Genomic DNA, 19,641 nt, shown 5'->3' with positions numbered 1-19,641 from the left:
ATTTCATTATTATAACATCTGATATACTAAAAATGTGAAACAAATCTTGATAATTCACGGAGGCAACAGCTTCTCTACTTACAGCGCTTATCTGAAATATTTGAAACAGCACAAACTTGACTATGCTAATCTAATTTATAATCAAAACTGGCGAAGCTGGATAGCAGGCGAACTTCCTACCTACGACGTTTTAACTCCGACAATGCCGAATTCAGCAAATGCAAAATTCTTAGAATGGTCTACTTACTTCGAAAAGATGCTAAGTTTGCTATCGTCAGATTTTCAACTAGTTGGTCACAGTTTAGGCGGAATGTTCCTAGTAAAATATCTACAGAAGAATCCGCTAAAAAATAAAGCCAAACGTATTATACTCATAGCTCCTGGTTATAACGACGAATCAAAAGAAGAAATGGGTAGTTTTAAAATTAAATCAGCTAAAAAGATTATTAAAAGTAGCGATAACATACATCTTTTTCACAGCAAAAACGACCCTATAGTACCCATTTAATGAGATTGCTAAATTCCAAGCAGATATCCCTAGCGCAACTGCTCATATATTTAATGACAAATATCATTTTTGGGACCCAACATTCCCCGAACTACTAAAAGTCTTAACGACATAATTTGGAGGCGCGTACGGGTAACGCTCCCGTCTAACAGGTTTTGCAGACCTGTACCTAACTTCTCGGCCAACGCGCCAAAATACCAGAGAGCTACCATGGTATTTTATCAGATAGACAGGCTGGCTAGAAATATCTTTTTGGTAATTTTGCAATTATTGTGCCGTCGTTCTTGCACAAGTCTTCAACTCCGAAAATCTGTGAATTAATACCAAACGGCCTCAACGCACAGGTGCCCATACTTCGATATCCACGATTCCAGTCTGTCCTTGACACGTCAACCACTTCAGCAACTGGACGAATAGTCCCGTCGTTAAAGTTCGATAATATAACTAACCCGATTGACGAATTAATTCTTCGACTCTCTTTATCAACAGCAGATTTATCTGCAGGAAAAACACGCAACTCGTCTCCGTCTAAATACCCTTTTACTAAATCATACGCACCAAACCCGTCGCCTGGCAACACCAATGACCCAGCTTGATCCGGAATAAGCCCATTGCGAACCATCATTCCAGCAAACTGCGGGTTATGAGGATCCAAAGAATGTATGTCTAATTTGCCAGACTCTACAGCTGGGAAAGCCGGAAAATACAGTGATTCGGCCTGTGATGAATCAGGTATATACTCAATATTTTCAAATTGATTTGGGTCTAGATTTTTGCTCATAGTCTCCTTATTTTATTCAAAACAAACGTCTATATTAGCATAATAATTAATAAATTACTAGTCTAATCTGAGTATGAGCTTATTTCTCCTGTTCTCTACCCTACAAACTTCTTCTGTCTTTTGAATTTCTTAAGGATAGCTAGGGTACTAGTAGCTAAGACTAATAGGCTACCTACTAGGGCTACAGCAATAGTGTTTTGTCCGGTATTGGCTAGTTTGTCATTGCTGGTTATGGTTGTAGCTTGTCCTTCAGTTACTACTACACTGTATGGCCCTAAGGTTTCCGTGGAACTATCTGGTTTAGTGATTTGTATGGTTACAGTATGAGTACCGGGTGCTAGATCACTAGGTAGAGTACAGCTCCAGTTACCAGAACTATCTGCTGTAGCAGTACAGACTACTGGGTCTGAGTGTACAGTTACTGAGACAGTAGAGTTAGGTGTAGTTGTTCCAGAGAAGGTTGGACGTTTAGGGATAGTAGGGTTACCAGTTAGTGATATAGTACCAGAGCCATTAGGATTGTTGATGACTGCTGAGCTACCTGATTCAGGATCTGGGTCTGGATTAGACATTGCTAGTTCGTAGGCTCCTGCATCAAAGGCTCCGCCTTGAGGGCGAGTTACTCCTCTAGCATCTGTTGTCATACCAGATACAGTTGTACCAGCATTAATAGCTGGGGAACCTTCAGATAGTGCTAGGGTTGGTACTGATCCGCCATTGTCTGTTAGGACTCCAAGGAAGGAAGCTAGGTTAGTTTGGCTGTGTTTGTCAGAAGGCTGAGTTAGATAGCTACTGAAGCTATTGTCACTTGAGACGTTACCGCCGTTGCTGGTGGTGTTGAAGGTGCCAGAGCCACCAGAACCTGAACCGGCATATCTATAATAGTTCACTGTATTGGCAGTACCATCACCTACCGCGTAAAGGTCGTTCTGCGCGGTGTGGGTGATGGTGCTATCTCCTTCCGCGACATCAAGAATAGCCGTTGCTGGATATGATCCAGTAACAGTATTAGTTATATTACTGAAAGTATTGTTAGTGGTAGTGTAGTTAACTTGAGTGCCAGTACTATTATCAGGGGCAGCGGCAATACCACTAGCTACCGTATAGAATTGATTTCCATCACCATGCAAATCTGTAAAAGTAGAGTTTTTGATGGTAGCATTTAGCGTAAATCCTGAGCCAGCATGAAGCATAAGGCCTGCTGGCCCAGACGCAAAGGTCGTGCGATCGATATCTACACTTGAATTTGATTCATTTGAAGTAGCAACAACTAATGGCATTCCAGATCCAGTCATAGCGCCATCATGAAAATAGCTGTCGCGAATAGTTAGATTGCTATCAGCAGAATATACACTCGCCATACCTAGGCCTTCATTATCTACTTCTATATTATCTATTGTTGTTGATACAGTCTGGTAGGATTGTATTCCTATAATATTACTGCTACCAAGGGTCATACTAAAATCACTTAGTTCAAAAGAAGCTGTGCCACTACCACCTAAATTAAGTGTAAGTTTATCAATGACTGACACTCCTCTGCCTTGACCAATGATCTTTGCTGATTTGCTTAGCATAAGACCCGAACCAGATAGTGAACCATCAATAGTTCCAACTGGTAAGTTGATGGTATCGTCTGTGCCGTAGGCTCCGGTTTCTATACAGTCTGCATTTGTTCTGGTGCCGTCGTTGATGTTAGTAATGGCTTCTTCTAGCTGACAGATGGAGTCAGCATTTGTCGCGCTAGACCCAGTAGCTACGTTAAAGGTAGCAGCATCAGCTGACTTAGGGCTAAAGATTAGTACTGTAGCTAGTAAAAATAGAGCAAAGCCTAGTTCTTTAGCTAGGGGTATAATGCTTGCTCTATTGTTTGTATTGTTACTATTAGTATATCTAGTATGATAACGATTGTTTTTGACCATTTGTTTTATTCTCCTTGTTTGTATGTATGTCTATTAATGTGTTTATTTAAATTCTTATTTAGTAATTATCCTTTTTGTTATTAACTTATTCTTATGTATATAGATTATCTTTAGCTTATGGCTAGAGATAATTAATAAGAATTTAAATAAAAAAGAAGTTATATAAGTACTAACAAGAACTTTTAACTTATTAGATAGATCTTATCTTTAGTTTTATATTGATGTTTCCACGTCAACTACTTGTTAAATTACGCTAATGGTTTTATGGTAGCGAAACGTGCGACAATAAGCAATAGTTCGGAAAAGTGTTATTTACAACAGATGATTTACGACTCCTTAAAATTTCTCGAGTTTCGTTTTGCGAAGTAACTGGGCGTTGAATGCTACGACTATTGTTGATAGCGACATCAATACTGCACCGACGGCTGGTGATAATGTTACACCCAAGCCATAAAACACACCTGATGCCAAAGGCAAAGCAAGTACGTTATATCCAGTTGCCCAAACTAAATTTTGTACCATCTTTTTATGGGTTTGTTGAGACAATTCAATAGCCTTAGCCACATCTAAAGGATTGCTATTTACCAAAATAATATCTGCTGATTGGATAGCCACATCCGTACCCGCCCCAATTGCTATCCCAATATCCGCAGTGGCTAACGCTGGGGCATCGTTAATTCCATCACCAACAAACGCCACTTTGGTTCCACTAGATTGTAAATTCTGAATATTTTTAGCCTTTTCTTTGGGTTTTACTTCTGCAATATATTCATCCACCTTAAGGTCTTTTGCTACATGGTCGGCTACAACTTGACTATCCCCTGTAATCATAGCTATCTTTATCCCTCGCTGATGAAGTAGATTAATTGCCTGCCTAGATTGCTCGCGAATTGCATCTGCCAAAGTTATGGCACCTAGCACAAGTTTATTTTTGTTCAATAAATACACTGCTGTCTGACCTTGTAAAAGATATCGATCAACCCCTTTTTTAACATCCGAAGGTAGAGCTATATTTTCATCTAATAAATATCGCCCGCTCACCACTTTGTAGGATTTCTTTTGCAACACCCCTTGTACACCAACTCCTGGCAGAGCCAAGAAATTGGTTACTTTATGCAACTTAACTTGACGTTTTTTGGCCTCGTTAACCAATGCTCGACCAATAATGTGCTCGCTGTTATGTTCTAAACTAGCAATTAACTGCAGAATATCTTCTTCTGTGTAACCTCTGCCTTGCACGATGCTAGTAACTTCATGTTCGCCTTTTGTTAGGGTGCCGGTTTTATCGAATACCACCCAATCTATCTTCCTTGCTGTTTCAAAAGCAATGCGCTTTCTTATTAACAACCCGTTTTTGACTGCCAAAGCCGAAGAAATTGATACAACCAACGGAATAGCTAACCCAAGTGCGTGAGGACAAGCAATAATCAAAACGGTTACCGCTCTTTCTAACGCAAAGGTTACGTCTTGAGCTATAAGCCAATAAAAAAAGGTTAACGTACTGGCAAAAATAGCTATTATCGTAAGGTAAAAGGCCGCTTTGTCCGCCAACACCTGAACCTGAGACTTAGAATTTTGAGCTTCTGCTACTAACTGCATAATTCCGGCCAAAGCAGTATCCCCTCCCAAAGCCGTCACCTCTACGGTCAGCGAACCATCTTGATTTGTAGTTCCTGCAATCACTGTTTGATCTTTGGTTTTAAGAACCGGTTTGCTTTCTCCAGAAATAGCAGACTCATCAACAGAAGACTGCCCCTCAATAACACGTCCATCAACAGGGATATTTGTGCCGGGCTTTACCAAAATATTATCTCCAATTGTAAGGCTAGCGACTTTTACTATTTGAGTTCTGCCTCGCACTATTTTTTCTGCTTCATCTGGCAATAATTTAGCTATAGAATCGAGTGAATCTTGCGCCCTTGCAACTGAGGCCATTTCTAGCCAATGACCGAGTAGCATTATTGTTATTAGAGTAGCTAACTCCCAAAAGAACCCCTCTTTATTCATAAACAACTGAGCTACCACACTATAAAAATAAGAAACCAATATTGCCAAACTAACCAAAGTCATCATGCCTGGTGCTCTGTTCTTTAGCTCAATAACAGCACTCTTAATAAAAACCATCCCACCATAGAAGAATATAATTGTACTAAACACCAAAGGAACGTAAGTAGATCCAGTAAACTCAGGCGCCGTAAACCCAAACCACATTTGAATCATTGGCGTATACAAAAGCACTGGCAGTGTTAATAACACCGAAATCCAAAATTTATCCTTGAACATCGCTACTGAATGACCAGCATGCTTATCGTGATTATAATGGCTATTTGGTTCTGAGCCAAGGTTGTGACAAGAATGATTATCGTGCTTGGTGTTGTTCTGGTGATCATGATGGTGGTTCATTACAGTTATTTCCCGCGAATATTGTTAAGTTCATAAAGCAACAAAAGTTCATCTATTGCAGTTTCTTGTTCTTTTTCAGAAGTTGATTGAAGCCCACTTTTAATATGAGTACGGACATGATTTTCAAGTACAAGTTTATTTAGTGATGCGAGTGATTTTTGGATAGCCAAATTCTGAGTTAATATATCCATGCAATACTCATCATTCTCAATCATTTTTTGCAGACCCTTAATTTGACCTTCTATTATCTTCGACCGATGTAATGCGCGTTGTTTTAAATCTTTAATCATAACTCTATGATATACCCCCTGGGGGTATCATGCAAGCATGTCGTTGGGCTCCAAAAAGAGAGTCCAAATACTGGAGTAGTACCCCGTCTATCGTAATGAAAACTGCTATTCGGTTACCGCCTTGAGGATTAGATGAGCTTCACACCGGTTTTGGCGACAAGCTGTTCTATCCACTGTTCTAAGCGTTCTATTTTGTGGAAACATAGTTGATGCATTTCAAACATCATCAATTAAGGCAGTCAACGACCAAAAGCTCAAAAATCTTGTTAACTTGTTTAATTTATCAGGCGACTTGCTCTTCGAATGATCTTGTTCCATCAATCACTATATCTGCGGTTTCCAATGGTTTGACCTTATTGAAGTGAGCGTCTTCCTGTGGCTGCCATACTTCTTTCCAAGAACGATAGCCTTGTTCAAGTGGCATCTCATCACGCTCCTGGCCTCTCTGTAGTGCAAGTTTAGCTGGTGTTTCAACCCAAATCTTAAAATCGAAATTTAGGTTGAAGGCAAAACTGCCACTTCTTTCAACAATAATTCCTGCTGTTATCTTTAGGTTTTTATCAGACATTGGCTCTTTGTCGCCCCACCGATATGGATGATAAATAAACTCAGATTTTTCTTCTCGCAATTGTGATAACACTTCCTTCTCAAAACGCTCATCATTAAATGAGCCGAATGCGATTGTATTATCGTCAGGCTCAAAGTACTCATCACCATTCAATACACTAAAATCGGGCAGAAGTGTTTCTATATATTCGGTTAGCGTAGTCTTACTGGCACCACCACGACCATCAATAGCAACAATATAAAACTTCCCGTTTTTTGGCGGTTTCTTATATATCACTTGTTTTAGTTGCATCATTATCTAATGATAACAAAAAAGACCCGAAATGAGTCTGAATGTTCAAACTAGACTGTTACAAAATCTTTTTGTTCTGATTTAGTGCAACATAGTTGACACACTTCAAACGTCAGCTACATTTGCTCAAGAGGACTATAAGCTCAAACACTGAGCCGAATAATCCCGATTAGACGACAACTTAGCATATGACCATTAAAGAGTCTCAAACCATTGAACAGCTATGCCTATTATTATGCCCAAGTACAGGGCGGGGTCACTCTTTATCCTGCCATTCTACACTCCGCCGTCTATATACCTAATTTATGAGAACAGTTTCGCCAAGCATTTTCAGGCAGGCTTTTTGTACCAGTCGTTGATAATCTGTTCAGCTATGGTTTGGTAGTTGTGTTGAGTAGTGTTGAATACTTTATAAGCGAGCTTAGTCTGACTAAGTAGTTGAAGCTGACTACTCTGTTGAGCGACATAATACTCGGCAATTTCATCAAAAGTCTTGCCCTTAGTAAGTACATAATCGCCCCACGTCCTATCACGATGTTCAGTAGCAAGTCTGACCCGTTCGGCAATTGCACTCTCATCTACCCGCAAATATGCCACAAGCGTATCTTGTTTTGACAGTAAATCATCAATTTCAGCGTATTCAACTAAGCTTGCTTTTGCTCGATATGCCTGCGTGTAGTGTAGCCTATCAAATATCACAAGGTCAGCATCAGCTTTGACAGCATCGTCTATGAGCGATTTGAAAAACTCAACGTGCAGCTCGTCTGTTTTTTCCATAATTGGAATATGGGTAGCTGGTTCACCGAATATGAGTAGCCTTTTCTCGCCTAGCAGCTCGGTCAATTTCTTTATTAGACTGGATTTGCCGCTTGTCGCTATTCCCTCAATAATAAGCATCTTCATTATATATATCTTAACAAAAATGAGCCTCGCACGACTCATTTGTTAGAAACAATACTGCTTGAAAATCATTTGAGTCTGATTGGTGCGGGTGACGAGACTCAAACTCGTGGCCTCTTCCTTGGCAAGGAAGCGCTCTATCAACTGAGCTACACCCGCATATTGACATATATTATACCAGATTTGGTGACTCCTCCCAGGGCGACCTTGCGGTCCATTTCCTCACATGCTCGATGCAAGAATCTGCGCGTGCTCGTCATGACCGAACTGTCTTCTCTGCAGATCCCAGTTCTCGTCTGGGTATCTCCAAAAAATCATATAGATTTTGGTGGCTCCTCCCAGGGCGACCTTGCGGTCCATTTCATCACATGCTCGATGCAAGCATCTGCGCGTGTTCGTCATGACCGAACTGTCTGCTCCGCAGATCCCAGTTCTCGTCTGGGTATCTCCAAAAAATCATATAGATTTTGGTGGCTCCTCCCAGACTCGAACTGGGGACACAAGGCTCTTCAGGCCTCTGCTCTACCAACTGAGCTAAAGAGCCACATGATAGTTTAATCATCACTGAAAGGTGCTTAATGTGGTGGGCGCTGAGGGACTCGAACCCCCGACCCCTTCGGTGTAAACGAAGTGCTCTAGCCAGCTGAGCTAAGCGCCCACATCTCCGAACGATTATACCAGAAAATGATTATATTGGTAGTATTTAATGCTCTGTCATGCACAACTAGTTATCTGTGATATATAACACAATATTTTTACAATCAAGATAACGTCTGATATAAATCAGACATGAGGAACTTTGAGGCTCTTGATCCTATAGCAAATAAAATTATAGTAGTTATTGATGCAAAATCAGACATCCAAAATCTGGGCAAAATTGCAAGCGACATTGGCAAAGAAACACGCGCCTTCAAGTTAGGCTTAGAACTAATGCAATTTGATAGACCTTGGTCAATTCATAGAATGCTACGAGATCACGACATAGAAACCTGGCTAGATACAAATTATGTCTTGGATTCTGATCAAATACCTCAGGTTGCAAATAGCGTATTTAGTCGAGGTGTCAAAAAGTTGAGCGTTTCCGCCCTTTCTGGTCATCAATCCTTAATTTCTGCGGTTAATGCCACGGATCATGACTCGAGTATATTTATACCAATGCCAAATTATCATGATGATTTGATTGTTCCCTTCCTAGAAGAGGTTATTATGGCCAATGAATATCTTCCTCATCGCAAGCAAATAACAGATATTATGTGCAATGTTGGAATGATAGAACGAGTCAAGAATATAGGCAACTTTACCGTGATAGCCACTGGTATCAGATACAACAACCAACCCATTGATCAACACCCAACAACCATGTCACCAAAGGAGGCTATCGATCATGGAGCCGACATTCTCGCCATCGGCAGATTATTAACAAAATACTCTAACTATGAGTATAACTACAAAACTACATTAGAAAAAGTAAAGACAGATATTGAGCAATTATTCTAGAAACCTTTTGATTGGTGTGCGAGAGAGGACTTGAACCTCCATAGGATTGCTCCCACTAGCCCCTCAAGCTAGCGCGTCTACCGATTCCGCCACTCGCACATACAAACTCAAATGAGGATAAATTTCATTATATCAAAATAACTACTTTAACGTTATGATCTAGGTAAATGGTCAAACAAATGGTTTAGGGAATATTCATCGCGCAATAACGGTTTAATATCCTCTATAGATACATCAATCTTGACACCCGGGTTAAGGGTATTGTATGGGTCAAAAATTGCCTTAATCTTTCTAAACAACTCATACACCTGTTGCCCATAAAGCTTTGGTAAATATGGAGCCCTAAGACGTCCATCGCCATGCTCTCCGCTTGTACTACCGCCTAAATCAATTACAAGATTGTAGTAATCGTCGATAATCCTAAACACTTTCTGGCGATCGCCAATTTGGCTCAAGTCCAAAAAGGGTTGCATATGTAAATTAGCATCGCCCGCATGACCCCACAATGCTATTTTTAGTTTGTGCTTTTCAAATATTTTGTAAACTCCGTCGATATATTCTGAAAATTTAGCAATTGGAACTATGCCATCTTCTACAATTGGCAAAGCTTTTTTATGGTCGTAATTATGAGAAATAGCTGTTGCAACACTGTGGCGTATCTTCCACAACTTTTCTCTTTCATCAGGTTCGGTTTCTAATTGATACTCTGCATGATATTTGTTTAGAATCTTTATAGCCCTTTTGGCAGACTTCTTTCGAGCCCGTTCATTGTGAGTATCAAATTCAATCAGCAAAACTATTTTATGGAATGGCTTATTTACTATTCCTTTTAGCTGGTTTGGATAATTTTCATCAAGAAAATTAAGCAAATTTTGATCAATCATTTCTATTGCACTGGGCTTCTCTGATTGCTTCATCAAATCAATTACGGAATTCTTAGCAGAGTTGATATCTTCAAAAAATCCAGCTATCAGCGAAGTATGTGGATTATATGGGGCTGTTTTTAAGGTAGCCTCACTCACTATACCTAACGTTCCCTGTGACCCAACTATCAAAGGGGTTAAATCAAAAGATCCCTTATGCTTTACGCTAGCAATGTCATACCCAGCAGAGTTTTTTGATACATTTATATTAATCTGTTTAATGATTTCTTTGTTTTCTTCTATTAACTTGTCTAGATTACGGTAAATTTCTCCTTCAAAACTCGATAAACCCATTTTTTTGTTAAGTTCTCTTTTAGAAAGACGCCTTGTTTCGATGACCTCGCCATTAGCTAAAACTACACGCATGCTTCTAACGTAATCACGCGTTGTTCCATATTTAACAGACTTTTCGCCAGACGCATTGTTGGCAATTGCTCCACCAATAGTTGAGTAATCTAGGGAAGATGGATATGGTGGCAAGAATCGTCCGTGAGTATACAAAGTTTGTTGCAATCTTCCGTAATTAATGCCAGTCTCAACAGTAACATCACCACTCTTGCCATCATATTCTAAGATCCTGTTCATGTGTGCGGGGAATACCAGCATAATGCCATTACCGATGGCTGCACCAGATTGATCACTCCCCTTTCCGCGAGCCGTAACCGGAATAACTCGACCTCGCTCGGCTAACTGCCACGTAAATCGTGATACCTTTCGAATATCGTTTTCGTTACGTGGATATGCAACCACCGTTGGCGTCAATGTAAATACGCTTGCATCCGTAGAGAAGTGTCGTCGCACATCCCCAGATGACAAAACTTCACCAACAAGGTGCTGTTGCAAATAGTGAGCAATCTTATTCATTTATCCCTATCCTTGTTTTTATTCAATAAGAATATAATACCACAAGCACCTTACTAATAAATATTAGTTTTTACTGAATTGTGACTTTTTCTGTCCTAACACGCCAGTTTTGCACATTCCAAAATCTATCAACAGCTGTGTTTAATACCCTGTTATCAAACCCATAAACTACACCTCTAGATATATACAAGAATCTTGGTTGATACAAGGCGATTGCTGGAGCCTCATCACGCCATGCCGTCAGAAACGAACGGTACTTCACAGCTCGCAGGTTTGGATCAGTTCGCGTACGGCCAGCATCTAGCGCACTATCTGCTAGAGCCGATTTAAACTCAGAAAAATTCAACCGTGAAGAAGAGCGAACGTCTGCCTGAGAGCTATGCCAATATGCGTAGACATCTGGATCGTTACCTACAGAAATACCGTAAAGCAAAGAGTCGTAATTATGTGAAGCGATTGTAGACTGTAAATCAGTATCACTCTCTAAATCAACTTTTACATCGGCTCCAACCTCACGCCACTGTCTTTGAAGTATTTGTGAGGTATAAGCATATTCGCTATTGTTTTGGGAACTAAGACTAAACGATAACTTTTTCCCGGATTTTTCGCGAACTCCTTCTTGATTTTTTACCCAACCATTCTGATCAAGAATCGCATTGGCCTCTTCTAAATTGTACCCAAATTGTGTAACATCCTTCGCAAAACCTAAATGAGAGTGCAATAACGGACCTTCAGATGGCTTAACTGGATAGCCTAAGCCATTAAGTATCTCGGCTCTGTTTGTGGCTTTCGTTAGAGCCTGTCGAACAGCCTTATCACCCAACACATCATTGCTTGATTTGAAAAATACCATAACCTGAGCATCTAATGGAATACTATTTTCTTTAACAACTGCATCTTTATCAATATTATCTGGCATTTTGTCAATGCCAACCATGGCATCTACTTGCTGATCATTAAACCGCTTCACAAGAAGATCTTTATTATTCACAGCTTTTACTATAAATTTATCTAGGTCAGGCTCACCTCCGTAGTATTCAAGATTGGCGCTCAGTCCAATTTGCTCTTCTCTTTCCTCTGGAGTTTGTCCGCTAATCTGAATGCTATCCCACTTAAATGGACCACTGCCAATCGGTGAGGTTACGTTAAATGCGTCTGTACGAAGTTGAGATGGATGAACTTTTTCTAATTTGTGTTTGGGTATAATCCCATTTGTTAGTAAATTCTTAAATGAAGCTAAAGCATGCGGTAACGTAAAACGCACTGTTCTATCATCGACTTTCTCGATTTTCACGCTCTTCCAGTTACTCTGAAGAGGAGATTTAGCATCTGGGTTTTGAATTAATTGATAGGTGAACACGACGTCATCTGCGGTGACTGGCTTACCATCGTGCCAATAAATATTGTCTTTTAGCTTAGCGGTAAATACGGTCGCCCTTTCATCGGAGGTAACTTCACTAGCTAGATCACCAATCAACTGATCGTGTCCATTATATTGCATCAATCCAGAAAAGATTAATCGCGAAACAGAGCTATCTACGGAGCTAGTAGCGTACAGTGGGTTTGCGGTTGTAAAATGACCAACTATCCCTTCTGTAAATATACCGCCTTCTGCTGACTGTACTGTTTGATAATATGGCGATAGGGCGCGTACCTGAAACACTAGACCAACTCCTAGCAAGAAGATTAATAATACCCATCCTGTAACGAAACGACGTACATTAGATAATCTTGGTAGGCGCCCGAAGAAATATTTATCAACACCTTGTTCGGCTTGAATCGAAAAGTTTTCAACCTGACGCTGACTCCTCTTGAAGCGCCTTCGCCAGCGTAACTTAGTATATCGATCAACCATAGATTACTAGGCAATAACTCCTGCAATTATTGACGAGGCAAATATAAAAGCCATCACAATAGTAATCTGAAATATGGTCTTATCTGTTCCACGACGAACAGTGTTGACCTCTGTACCACCACCAAAACCAGCACCCAATGATGCACCCCTGGTTTGAATCAATATCAGGATGGTCATTAATACAGCTGAAATGATTGTTATATAGTTGTAAATAGTCATTTTTCCTCCACGACTGCGCTTACTAAATAATTAACTAGCCCTATTATCATACCAGCAAACATCGCACTCCAAAAATTTGCAACCTCTAATGACCCATAAATCTTGCTTACCAAAACAACCATCAATCCGTTAATAACAACCATAAACAAGCCTAGAGTGAATAACAATGCCGGCAGAGAAAGCATTACTACCACTGGTTTTATAACCATATTCACAAGCGCTAAGACCAAACCAGCTACAATCACTACGCTCAATTTATCTTGATACGATATATTATCACCAAGCAGGCTAGCAGATATCCATAACCCAAGTGTGCAAACACCCCATCTAATCATAAATCTAATAATTGGGTTTTTCATGCTTATGCCTATTTTACTTCGACCGGACTACGATGGCAAGTCAGCGCTCAGATTCTTTGCACCATTTTTTGTTATTAATATATCATCTTCGATGCGTACACCAATGCCATACTCTGGAATATAGATTCCGGGCTCTACGGTTATTACATTACCTTCTGCAAGTGGCTGTGAATAATCGGCGACATCATGGACATCCAACCCAAGATGATGTGAAACGGCATGAGGATAAAACTTTCGGATTTGCGCAGGCTCTTGCTTAGTTATTAATTTCTTTAATTTTAAGAACTGCCCGATCTTTTTCTCTACCTGCTTATCGATTTCTTTAATATCCACACCGGGTTTAAGCTCGCTAATAACGTACTCTTGTATATCTTTGACGGCTTCGTAGACTTCATTTTGCAATAACGACATCTTTTTTGGAGAATAGACCCTTGTTATATCTGAAGCATACATCCCAACTTCAGCACCCGCATCAACCAATAGTGAATCATTATCACCAATAGGCTGGTTGTTTTTGTCGTAATGCAAAGTACAGGCCGATTTTCCGGAGGCTACTATTGGCGGATAGGCGTGCTCACCATCTCTTTTTGCAAATTCAAAACCCAAACGCGCCGAAATCAATGCTTCACTATTATTTTTCTCGTACCAACCATCTCTAAATATCTCGCTAAAAGCACCTATAGTAACTTGGATAGAATTTTCAATGGCGCCAATCTCGACAGACTGCTTAACCATCCTTAGGTGAGTGAGGTTCTTTCTAATATCCTTAATTTCTACATCTGCACTCAGTCTTTTTAATCGACTAATTAATCGAGGTTTACTAGGGTTGATATAAATACTATGTCGAGCATCGAAACCTTTTACTATAGCGGTGTACAAACACTTACTCTTTGTTATAACCAATCTTAGATGTTCCCAACCCTCGTGATGCGACATAATTTGGTCAATACCAGAAGTTTTCCTTAGTGCGTCTACGGCAATAGCCCCTTCAAAATAATCCAAAATCGGGTCTCTCTCCGGAAGAATCAGAAACTCGGTTTTTTGTGTAATCACTAAGGTCACATCAGGAACAGATAGACCCGTTAGATACCAAAAATTACTATCCTGCCTAAATGGATATCCGCTATCTCCAGCTCGCTGTATCACGCCGTTAGCCGATAATATTATCGGTGATTCATCACCGATACTTTGACGCAAAGCAAGCCTATTTTGCTTAAAAAACTCTGAGCTAAAACTTTTCACTTCTATTTAGTATAAGCCAGAATCACTTTTTCGCACTATCATTTTTATAACTATCAATGTAAGTTTTTAAAACAGTTGCTTTTTTGTCCCCGATGGCGCGAGCGAGATCCTGTTGGCTTGCCTCTGTAACTGATTTATAGCTACCGAATTTTTGTAGTAGTTTCTTTTTAGTTATCGAGCCAATACCTGGAACTTCATCAAGCATACTTTTAGTTTGCCGACCTTGTTTTAGTACTGAATGATAACTAACCGCAAAACGATGAGATTCATCTCGAACTCTTTGAAGTAGCTTAACCAGATTTGAATTATTAGGCAGATCTATCAACGTAAACTTATCACTTACCCGCGCAAATCCGTTCAAACTTGTAACTTCATCTTGGTTCAGGCTTACATGTGGCCAGTCATTATCCACAACCACCTCTTCATACTTTTTTGCCAAACCTATAACTGGTATCTGTATATTTTTTTCACGTAACGCTTTTATTGCCGAAGCCAACTGCCCCTTTCCTCCATCAATCAGAAGCAAATCTGGCATACCCCATTGCTTTATATTTTTCTCACTAAAGCGTCTACTTATAACCTCGTGCATATGCTTAAAATCATCGTTACCAGCGATTCGTGATTTAAATTTTCGATAGCTACTTTTATCAGACGCACCATTAACAAAAACAACCATACTTGCTACGGTGTCAGTTCCGGACATATGACTAATATCATATCCCTCGATGCGTCGTGGCGGTTTATTAAGACCGAGTAGTTTAGTTAACTCAACCAAGGCATGATCTTTAGATATATCTAAAAATTCTTTATCGCCAAAAATAACTTGTTGCCCAACGTTTTTTAGGGCAAATATCTGATTCCTGATAACGCCAGCCTTTTCAAATTCTTGATTTAAAGCATGTTTCTTCATGTCTTGTTCGAGTTCTTTGAGCAATTTAGTACGCTGTCCTTTTAGCACTCTAACCAATTGCTTCAGATTTGATTTATAAACCCTTTCATCTAGACTACCGGTTTCTGGTCCTGGGCATAACCCTAAGTGATATTGCAAGCAAGCTCGTTTTGGCAACACTGTATGCGTAGAGTAAGGAAATGCTCGACGTAGGTATTTTAAAGCCCTTTTCAGTGCTAGCGCGCTTAAGTATGGACCGTAATATTCTGCACCATCATCAATCGGGCGACGAGTAAATGATACACTTGGATATTTATCCTTAAAGTTTATGCGTAAATAGGTCATCGACTTATCGTCACGTAGCAGAATATTGTACTTAGGCATGTAGCGCCGGATCATCTCAGCCTCTAAAAACAAAGCTTCAACTTCACTATCAACCACTTGCCAATCGGTGTCGGAAATTTCACCCACCAGTAATTCTGTTTTTGGATCACGACTACGACTAGCCTGAAAATATTGTCTAACTCGATTACGCAAATTCGATGCTTTACCCACATAGATTATTTGCCCGATCTTATCCTTGTGAAAGTAGACCCCTGGCTCTCTGGGTAATTTCTTAATCTTAGCCTGTAACTTTTCGTTCACAAACTATATTATAACTTCTTATGAACCAAGCTGAGCATTCATAATTTCTTCCAGGTTGTATTGCCTTGTAAATTCTACCGCTCTTTCTACGTAACCCCTAGATGTTCCATAACTAATTGCACCCTCGCCCTGGCGCTTTAATATATTTCCGTTGTTGTCGATCTCGTGAAATAACCCATCAAAATATCCCTTTGGTGTTTGGTTGTTGGCGATTGCATCAGCATACCATGGTCGACTCTCAATAAATCGCGCATAGTCCATTACACCAGATAGAGGATCGTCGTAATCTCGAAAGTTATCTTTAATAGTTGTTAGGTTGCCCTCTGTGTATTCTTCTAGTGTTTTGAGGTTGATGGTTTTTCCCGTCCAGTACTTACCGGCCTTAAGGCCAAAATAATTATTTGCTTTTTTGCTCAAATCGCTAACTCCCCAACCTGACTCTGTAGCAGAATGAGCTAAAGCCCCGGCTGGGTTAAATTTTGCACCAGCTTTGGTTGCTGTCGCAATAACTGGAACCATCCGCTTAAGATAATCTTTATGTTCTGATGAAATATCAAGTGAATCTATAAGTTCCTCTGCGCCTGGATTAAGTGGCATTACATCTGGGTGTGGCAAGTTTGTTTCTGACTCATTGGTGTCTGGTTTTGATATAGATGCTACCCACTTAATAAAGTCACCGTGTTCATGGATAGATTGCTCCGGGCTGATTGGCTGAGCCATGCCTCCGATTCGTAAATCCTGCTGTTCGTTCCAGGGAATTTGACTCGTATCCGGCCTCCATGCAGGCAACTGTGCCACACTGCTATTAAGGTCAAGATGAGCGTGATCTTTGTGCCACTTTGCAAATACCGCAAACCTTCTGCCAACCCTATCATTTACTGCGTTGTTTATAGCTTCATCGCTGTATACAATTCGCCTTATGACAGGCTGACCATTAATTGTAAACCTTGACATCTCCGTCATTAGATCAATCGTAAACTCTCTATTAAATCTGGTAGAAAATTGCTGATCCGCAAAAGAACCATTAGAATATTGCGCAACTTGCCAACCTAGCATACTAGAAATATCTGCTTGTGTTCCAGTTGAGTGATTCTTATGAAACGGCGAATTAAGATCGCGAATCCTTAGCATTTCACCAGCTAATTGAGGATACTTAGTGAAAATTAAGTCTTGGTATATTTTTGCGGTTGCTAAGAGTACCGCCGAAAGCTCTGGAGATGTATATCTTTCGATATCTGCGGTACGTTCTGCTACCGTAAAAGGAACTTTTATGCCTTTTTCCTCGTTTGGTAACAGAAATTTTACATAACCATTGGGCATATTCTTTGTTCTGTCGCTATCCGTGGTAGCATACACAGCGTCGTTTGTTTTAATATTTTGGATTAAAGAATCTAGGGCATAGGCTTGACCAAGCTGAACAGAATCTAGGCTTGTGTTAATGTTGGCGACTTCGGCCGTGGCTTGTTCTGGAAAAGTTATTTGCGGATCTCTCTGTTGTGACTCGTCCTGATGATTGTTTGAATAGCCTTTGGCGAACAACCCCAAACCAGCAAGCGCCACCACGCCAATAGCTATCACACGCCTAAAGCCTGATTGGGTGTTTTGATACTCACCAGAAAGTTCATGAATTCCGGGGTTATACACATCTACCTCAAATGGCCTGATATCATTTATATTATCTACTGACATATATCGTCCTTAAAGTCATGTATTATACACTTCGTATTGACTTTTTGTCAATACTGTTGTATTATGTAACATTCTACCAACACTGGTGGAATGAGGTCTAAGGACCTTAACAATTTGTTCCCTCCCAAAAGAAAGTTGAGATTCCCATGCCTGCATACGGCAATAACTCCCAGTTCGTCCGTGGCATCAATGCCACGATCGCCGTCACCTGGAAGGCTTTCATCTGTATCGTCTTGGGACCGGGTCTCCTGTACCTGGACATCGCCTCTGGGGCGAACTATTTCCAGGGTGCGTTCGAGCCCTACATGACGGGTTCGTTCAACCTAAACTTGCCGCTGCTCGGGTGGCACATCGACTGGGCCCACGCTACCATGTTGGGCTTCATGATCAGTGCTATCTGTAGTGGCATCCAGATTGCCTTGTGGAACTTCAGCAAGACGAACCTTCAGTTTCGTCAGCTGAAACCACAGCACATCGGCGCTCTGGTGATGGCGGGTGCTATCTTCTTGTTGGACATTGCGTCTGACATGGGTGGCGCCACCATGTGGGTCAGCAACACCACCAATGGAGCACTTTGGCCAGAAAGCGCCAATATGTTCCAGATGATCACCATCCCGGTGGTCGTCATCGCTGGCGTTGCTAACGAGGCCATCCTGGAGTTCTTCTTCGGGATCGACCGGCCGATGTCTGTCAGTAGGCGTCGCAGGCCGATCCGGACTTCTCCCGAAAAGGAGAAGGTCAGCACCAACTAGATAAGGAGAGAACAAGCGAAGGCTGTGAGCGTCTGAGACGTTGAGGAAAACCCTTTTGCTCTAGCGCTTGTCGCCAGCAAAATATTTCTCCGCACTTAAACCTTACAGTCTTCGCTTTACCCTCGATATTCAAACTTTATACTACGGCTACGCTAGCCACCTCTTGGCAATCTTTGCATTTTGTTTTTTTATTACAAGATCTACACACTAACACCAGTCGGTTACAAGAAACATTATCACAATTTATATATCGACTAGTTTTGCCTTTACAATGAACACATTCGCCAATATCTTTAGCTTTGTCACTAAATTGATGTATCATACGGTCGTCAAAAATATGTAACTTGCCATCCCATAATCCTTCATCTCCATATTTTTCACCGTATTTTACAATACCACCATCAATCTGATAGACCTCTTTAAAGCCACGATTTATCATTAAAGCACTGAGCGCCTCACAACGAATTCCTCCAGTACAATATGTTATTACTGGTTTATCCTTAATTTCTTTGTATTTATCGCTCTCAATTTCGGACAAAAAATCTCGACTTGTCTTAACATCAGGAACAATCGCGTTCTTAAACACGCCAATTTCGGCCTCGTAAGCATTTCGTCCATCAAAAAACACAACATCATCTCCACGTTCCTTAACAAGTTCATTAACTTGCTCCGGCTTGAGGTGTTTACCTCCGCCAATTACGCCCTTTTCATCAACTTTAATTTCGTCTGGTACCCCAAAAGCAACCAACTCAGATTTTTCCTTAACACTCAAACGAGGAAAATCACGTCCAGTTCCGTCACTCCATTTATACATAATCCCCTTAAATAATACGGATCTGTTCATTTCACGTTTATATTCACGCAAGTTCTCAATATTTCCACCAAGTGTACCGTTAATGCCATGTTTACTAACAATAACTCGCCCCTTCAAGTCTAATCTATTACAAAGCTCTCTTTGCCACCTAACAGTCATGGCCGGATCAGCTACTGGAACAAACTTGTAGTATAAAATAACCTTATTCACGGCTTACTATTTTACAAGAAAAA

Annotated in this window: 17 protein-coding genes and 4 tRNA genes; 3 read left to right on the top strand and 18 right to left on the bottom strand. The window is 40.5% G+C overall.

What is annotated here, in order from left to right; genetic code table 11:
- Positions 1-34: 34 nt before the first annotated feature.
- Positions 35-508 carry an alpha/beta hydrolase gene (locus H6793_03365; protein USN95343.1) on the top strand — a complete coding sequence of 158 codons (474 nt, stop codon included), beginning with the start codon at positions 35-37 and terminating at the stop codon, positions 506-508.
- A gap of 238 nt (positions 509-746) precedes the next feature.
- Here the strand turns inward: H6793_03365 and H6793_03360 are convergent, their stop codons facing one another.
- The 9 genes from H6793_03360 to H6793_03320 all read right to left on the bottom strand — a co-directional run bounded on the left by H6793_03360 (position 747) and on the right by H6793_03320 (position 8,318).
- Positions 747-1,289 (bottom strand): hypothetical protein, encoded by a 543-nt coding sequence (locus H6793_03360; GenBank protein ID USN95342.1) that lies wholly within the window; start codon positions 1,287-1,289, stop codon positions 747-749.
- Between the two features lie 95 nt (positions 1,290-1,384).
- Positions 1,385-3,208 carry a hypothetical protein gene (locus H6793_03355; GenBank protein USN95341.1) on the bottom strand — a complete coding sequence of 608 codons (1,824 nt, stop codon included), beginning with the start codon at positions 3,206-3,208 and terminating at the stop codon, positions 1,385-1,387.
- A gap of 336 nt (positions 3,209-3,544) precedes the next feature.
- The gene (locus H6793_03350; protein USN95340.1) at positions 3,545-5,611 is read right to left on the bottom strand and encodes a heavy metal translocating P-type ATPase; all 2,067 of its coding nucleotides are present in this window, start codon (positions 5,609-5,611) and stop codon (positions 3,545-3,547) included.
- A 5-nt stretch (positions 5,612-5,616) separates the two neighbouring features.
- Positions 5,617-5,901 carry a metal-sensitive transcriptional regulator gene (locus H6793_03345; GenBank protein ID USN95339.1) on the bottom strand — a complete coding sequence of 95 codons (285 nt, stop codon included), beginning with the start codon at positions 5,899-5,901 and terminating at the stop codon, positions 5,617-5,619.
- A gap of 283 nt (positions 5,902-6,184) precedes the next feature.
- A complete protein-coding gene (locus H6793_03340; protein ID USN95338.1) occupies positions 6,185-6,763 on the bottom strand; it encodes a hypothetical protein in 579 nt (192 codons plus the stop codon).
- 327 nt (positions 6,764-7,090) lie between these two features.
- Positions 7,091-7,663: a hypothetical protein gene (locus H6793_03335; protein ID USN95337.1), complete on the bottom strand. Its 573-nt coding sequence runs from the start codon at positions 7,661-7,663 to the stop codon at positions 7,091-7,093.
- Between the two features lie 80 nt (positions 7,664-7,743).
- Positions 7,744-7,819, bottom strand: a tRNA-Gly gene (locus H6793_03330).
- A 309-nt stretch (positions 7,820-8,128) separates the two neighbouring features.
- Positions 8,129-8,204, bottom strand: a tRNA-Phe gene (locus tag H6793_03325).
- 37 nt (positions 8,205-8,241) lie between these two features.
- Positions 8,242-8,318, bottom strand: a tRNA-Val gene (locus tag H6793_03320).
- A gap of 131 nt (positions 8,319-8,449) precedes the next feature.
- Here H6793_03320 and H6793_03315 point away from each other — a divergent pair.
- Positions 8,450-9,157 (top strand): hypothetical protein, encoded by a 708-nt coding sequence (locus H6793_03315; GenBank protein USN95336.1) that lies wholly within the window; start codon positions 8,450-8,452, stop codon positions 9,155-9,157.
- A gap of 12 nt (positions 9,158-9,169) precedes the next feature.
- Here H6793_03315 and H6793_03310 read toward each other — a convergent pair.
- From H6793_03310 to H6793_03275, 8 genes are all read right to left on the bottom strand, one after another.
- A tRNA-Leu gene (locus H6793_03310) sits at positions 9,170-9,256 on the bottom strand.
- A gap of 53 nt (positions 9,257-9,309) precedes the next feature.
- On the bottom strand, positions 9,310-10,944 hold the full coding sequence (locus H6793_03305) for an FAD-binding oxidoreductase (protein USN95335.1): 1,635 nt from the start codon (positions 10,942-10,944) through the stop codon (positions 9,310-9,312).
- 70 nt (positions 10,945-11,014) lie between these two features.
- Positions 11,015-12,799, bottom strand: a complete 1,785-nt coding sequence (locus H6793_03300; protein USN95334.1) for a hypothetical protein — start codon at positions 12,797-12,799, stop codon at positions 11,015-11,017.
- 6 nt (positions 12,800-12,805) lie between these two features.
- Positions 12,806-13,018: a preprotein translocase subunit SecG gene (gene secG / locus H6793_03295; GenBank protein ID USN95333.1), complete on the bottom strand. Its 213-nt coding sequence runs from the start codon at positions 13,016-13,018 to the stop codon at positions 12,806-12,808.
- On the bottom strand, positions 13,015-13,377 hold the full coding sequence (locus H6793_03290; protein ID USN95332.1) for a phage holin family protein: 363 nt from the start codon (positions 13,375-13,377) through the stop codon (positions 13,015-13,017). The genes secG and H6793_03290 overlap by 4 nt, the downstream gene beginning before the upstream one ends.
- Positions 13,378-13,404: 27 nt before the next feature.
- Positions 13,405-14,619 carry an aminopeptidase P N-terminal domain-containing protein gene (locus H6793_03285; protein USN95331.1) on the bottom strand — a complete coding sequence of 405 codons (1,215 nt, stop codon included), beginning with the start codon at positions 14,617-14,619 and terminating at the stop codon, positions 13,405-13,407.
- Positions 14,620-14,641: 22 nt separating this feature from the next.
- Positions 14,642-16,153: an excinuclease ABC subunit UvrC gene (locus tag H6793_03280; GenBank protein ID USN95330.1), complete on the bottom strand. Its 1,512-nt coding sequence runs from the start codon at positions 16,151-16,153 to the stop codon at positions 14,642-14,644.
- 18 nt (positions 16,154-16,171) lie between these two features.
- Complete coding sequence (locus H6793_03275; GenBank protein ID USN95329.1) at positions 16,172-17,842, bottom strand: glucosaminidase domain-containing protein; 1,671 nt, start codon at positions 17,840-17,842, stop codon at positions 16,172-16,174.
- A gap of 146 nt (positions 17,843-17,988) precedes the next feature.
- Between H6793_03275 and H6793_03270 the strand changes: the two genes are divergently transcribed.
- Positions 17,989-18,594 carry a hypothetical protein gene (locus H6793_03270; GenBank protein USN95328.1) on the top strand — a complete coding sequence of 202 codons (606 nt, stop codon included), beginning with the start codon at positions 17,989-17,991 and terminating at the stop codon, positions 18,592-18,594.
- Positions 18,595-18,730: 136 nt separating this feature from the next.
- On the opposite strand, the gene H6793_03265 is transcribed toward H6793_03270, so the two are convergent.
- Entirely contained in the window at positions 18,731-19,618 is an 888-nt protein-coding gene (locus H6793_03265) for a rhodanese-related sulfurtransferase (GenBank protein ID USN95327.1), read from the bottom strand.
- Positions 19,619-19,641: the final 23 nt, after the last annotated feature.

The sequence above is a fragment of the Candidatus Nomurabacteria bacterium genome (assembly GCA_023898625.1).
Lineage (GTDB): Bacteria > Patescibacteriota > Saccharimonadia > Saccharimonadales > JAGQNJ01 > HK-STAS-PATE-36.
This window is presented reverse-complemented; position numbering and strand designations above follow the sequence as displayed.

Coding starts and splice junctions, on each gene's coding strand:
- H6793_03355 (USN95341.1), bottom strand. CDS start 3,208: ATGGTCAAAAACAATCGTTATCATACTAGATATACTAATAGTAACAAT.
- H6793_03360 (USN95342.1), bottom strand. CDS start 1,289: ATGAGCAAAAATCTAGACCCAAATCAATTTGAAAATATTGAGTATATA.
- H6793_03275 (USN95329.1), bottom strand. CDS start 17,842: ATGTCAGTAGATAATATAAATGATATCAGGCCATTTGAGGTAGATGTG.
- H6793_03270 (USN95328.1), top strand. CDS start 17,989: ATGCCTGCATACGGCAATAACTCCCAGTTCGTCCGTGGCATCAATGCC.
- H6793_03315 (USN95336.1), top strand. CDS start 8,450: ATGAGGAACTTTGAGGCTCTTGATCCTATAGCAAATAAAATTATAGTA.
- H6793_03340 (USN95338.1), bottom strand. CDS start 6,763: ATGATGCAACTAAAACAAGTGATATATAAGAAACCGCCAAAAAACGGG.
- H6793_03350 (USN95340.1), bottom strand. CDS start 5,611: ATGAACCACCATCATGATCACCAGAACAACACCAAGCACGATAATCAT.
- H6793_03290 (USN95332.1), bottom strand. CDS start 13,377: ATGAAAAACCCAATTATTAGATTTATGATTAGATGGGGTGTTTGCACA.
- secG (USN95333.1), bottom strand. CDS start 13,018: ATGACTATTTACAACTATATAACAATCATTTCAGCTGTATTAATGACC.
- H6793_03300 (USN95334.1), bottom strand. CDS start 12,799: ATGGTTGATCGATATACTAAGTTACGCTGGCGAAGGCGCTTCAAGAGG.
- H6793_03305 (USN95335.1), bottom strand. CDS start 10,944: ATGAATAAGATTGCTCACTATTTGCAACAGCACCTTGTTGGTGAAGTT.
- H6793_03345 (USN95339.1), bottom strand. CDS start 5,901: ATGATTAAAGATTTAAAACAACGCGCATTACATCGGTCGAAGATAATA.
- H6793_03335 (USN95337.1), bottom strand. CDS start 7,663: ATGAAGATGCTTATTATTGAGGGAATAGCGACAAGCGGCAAATCCAGT.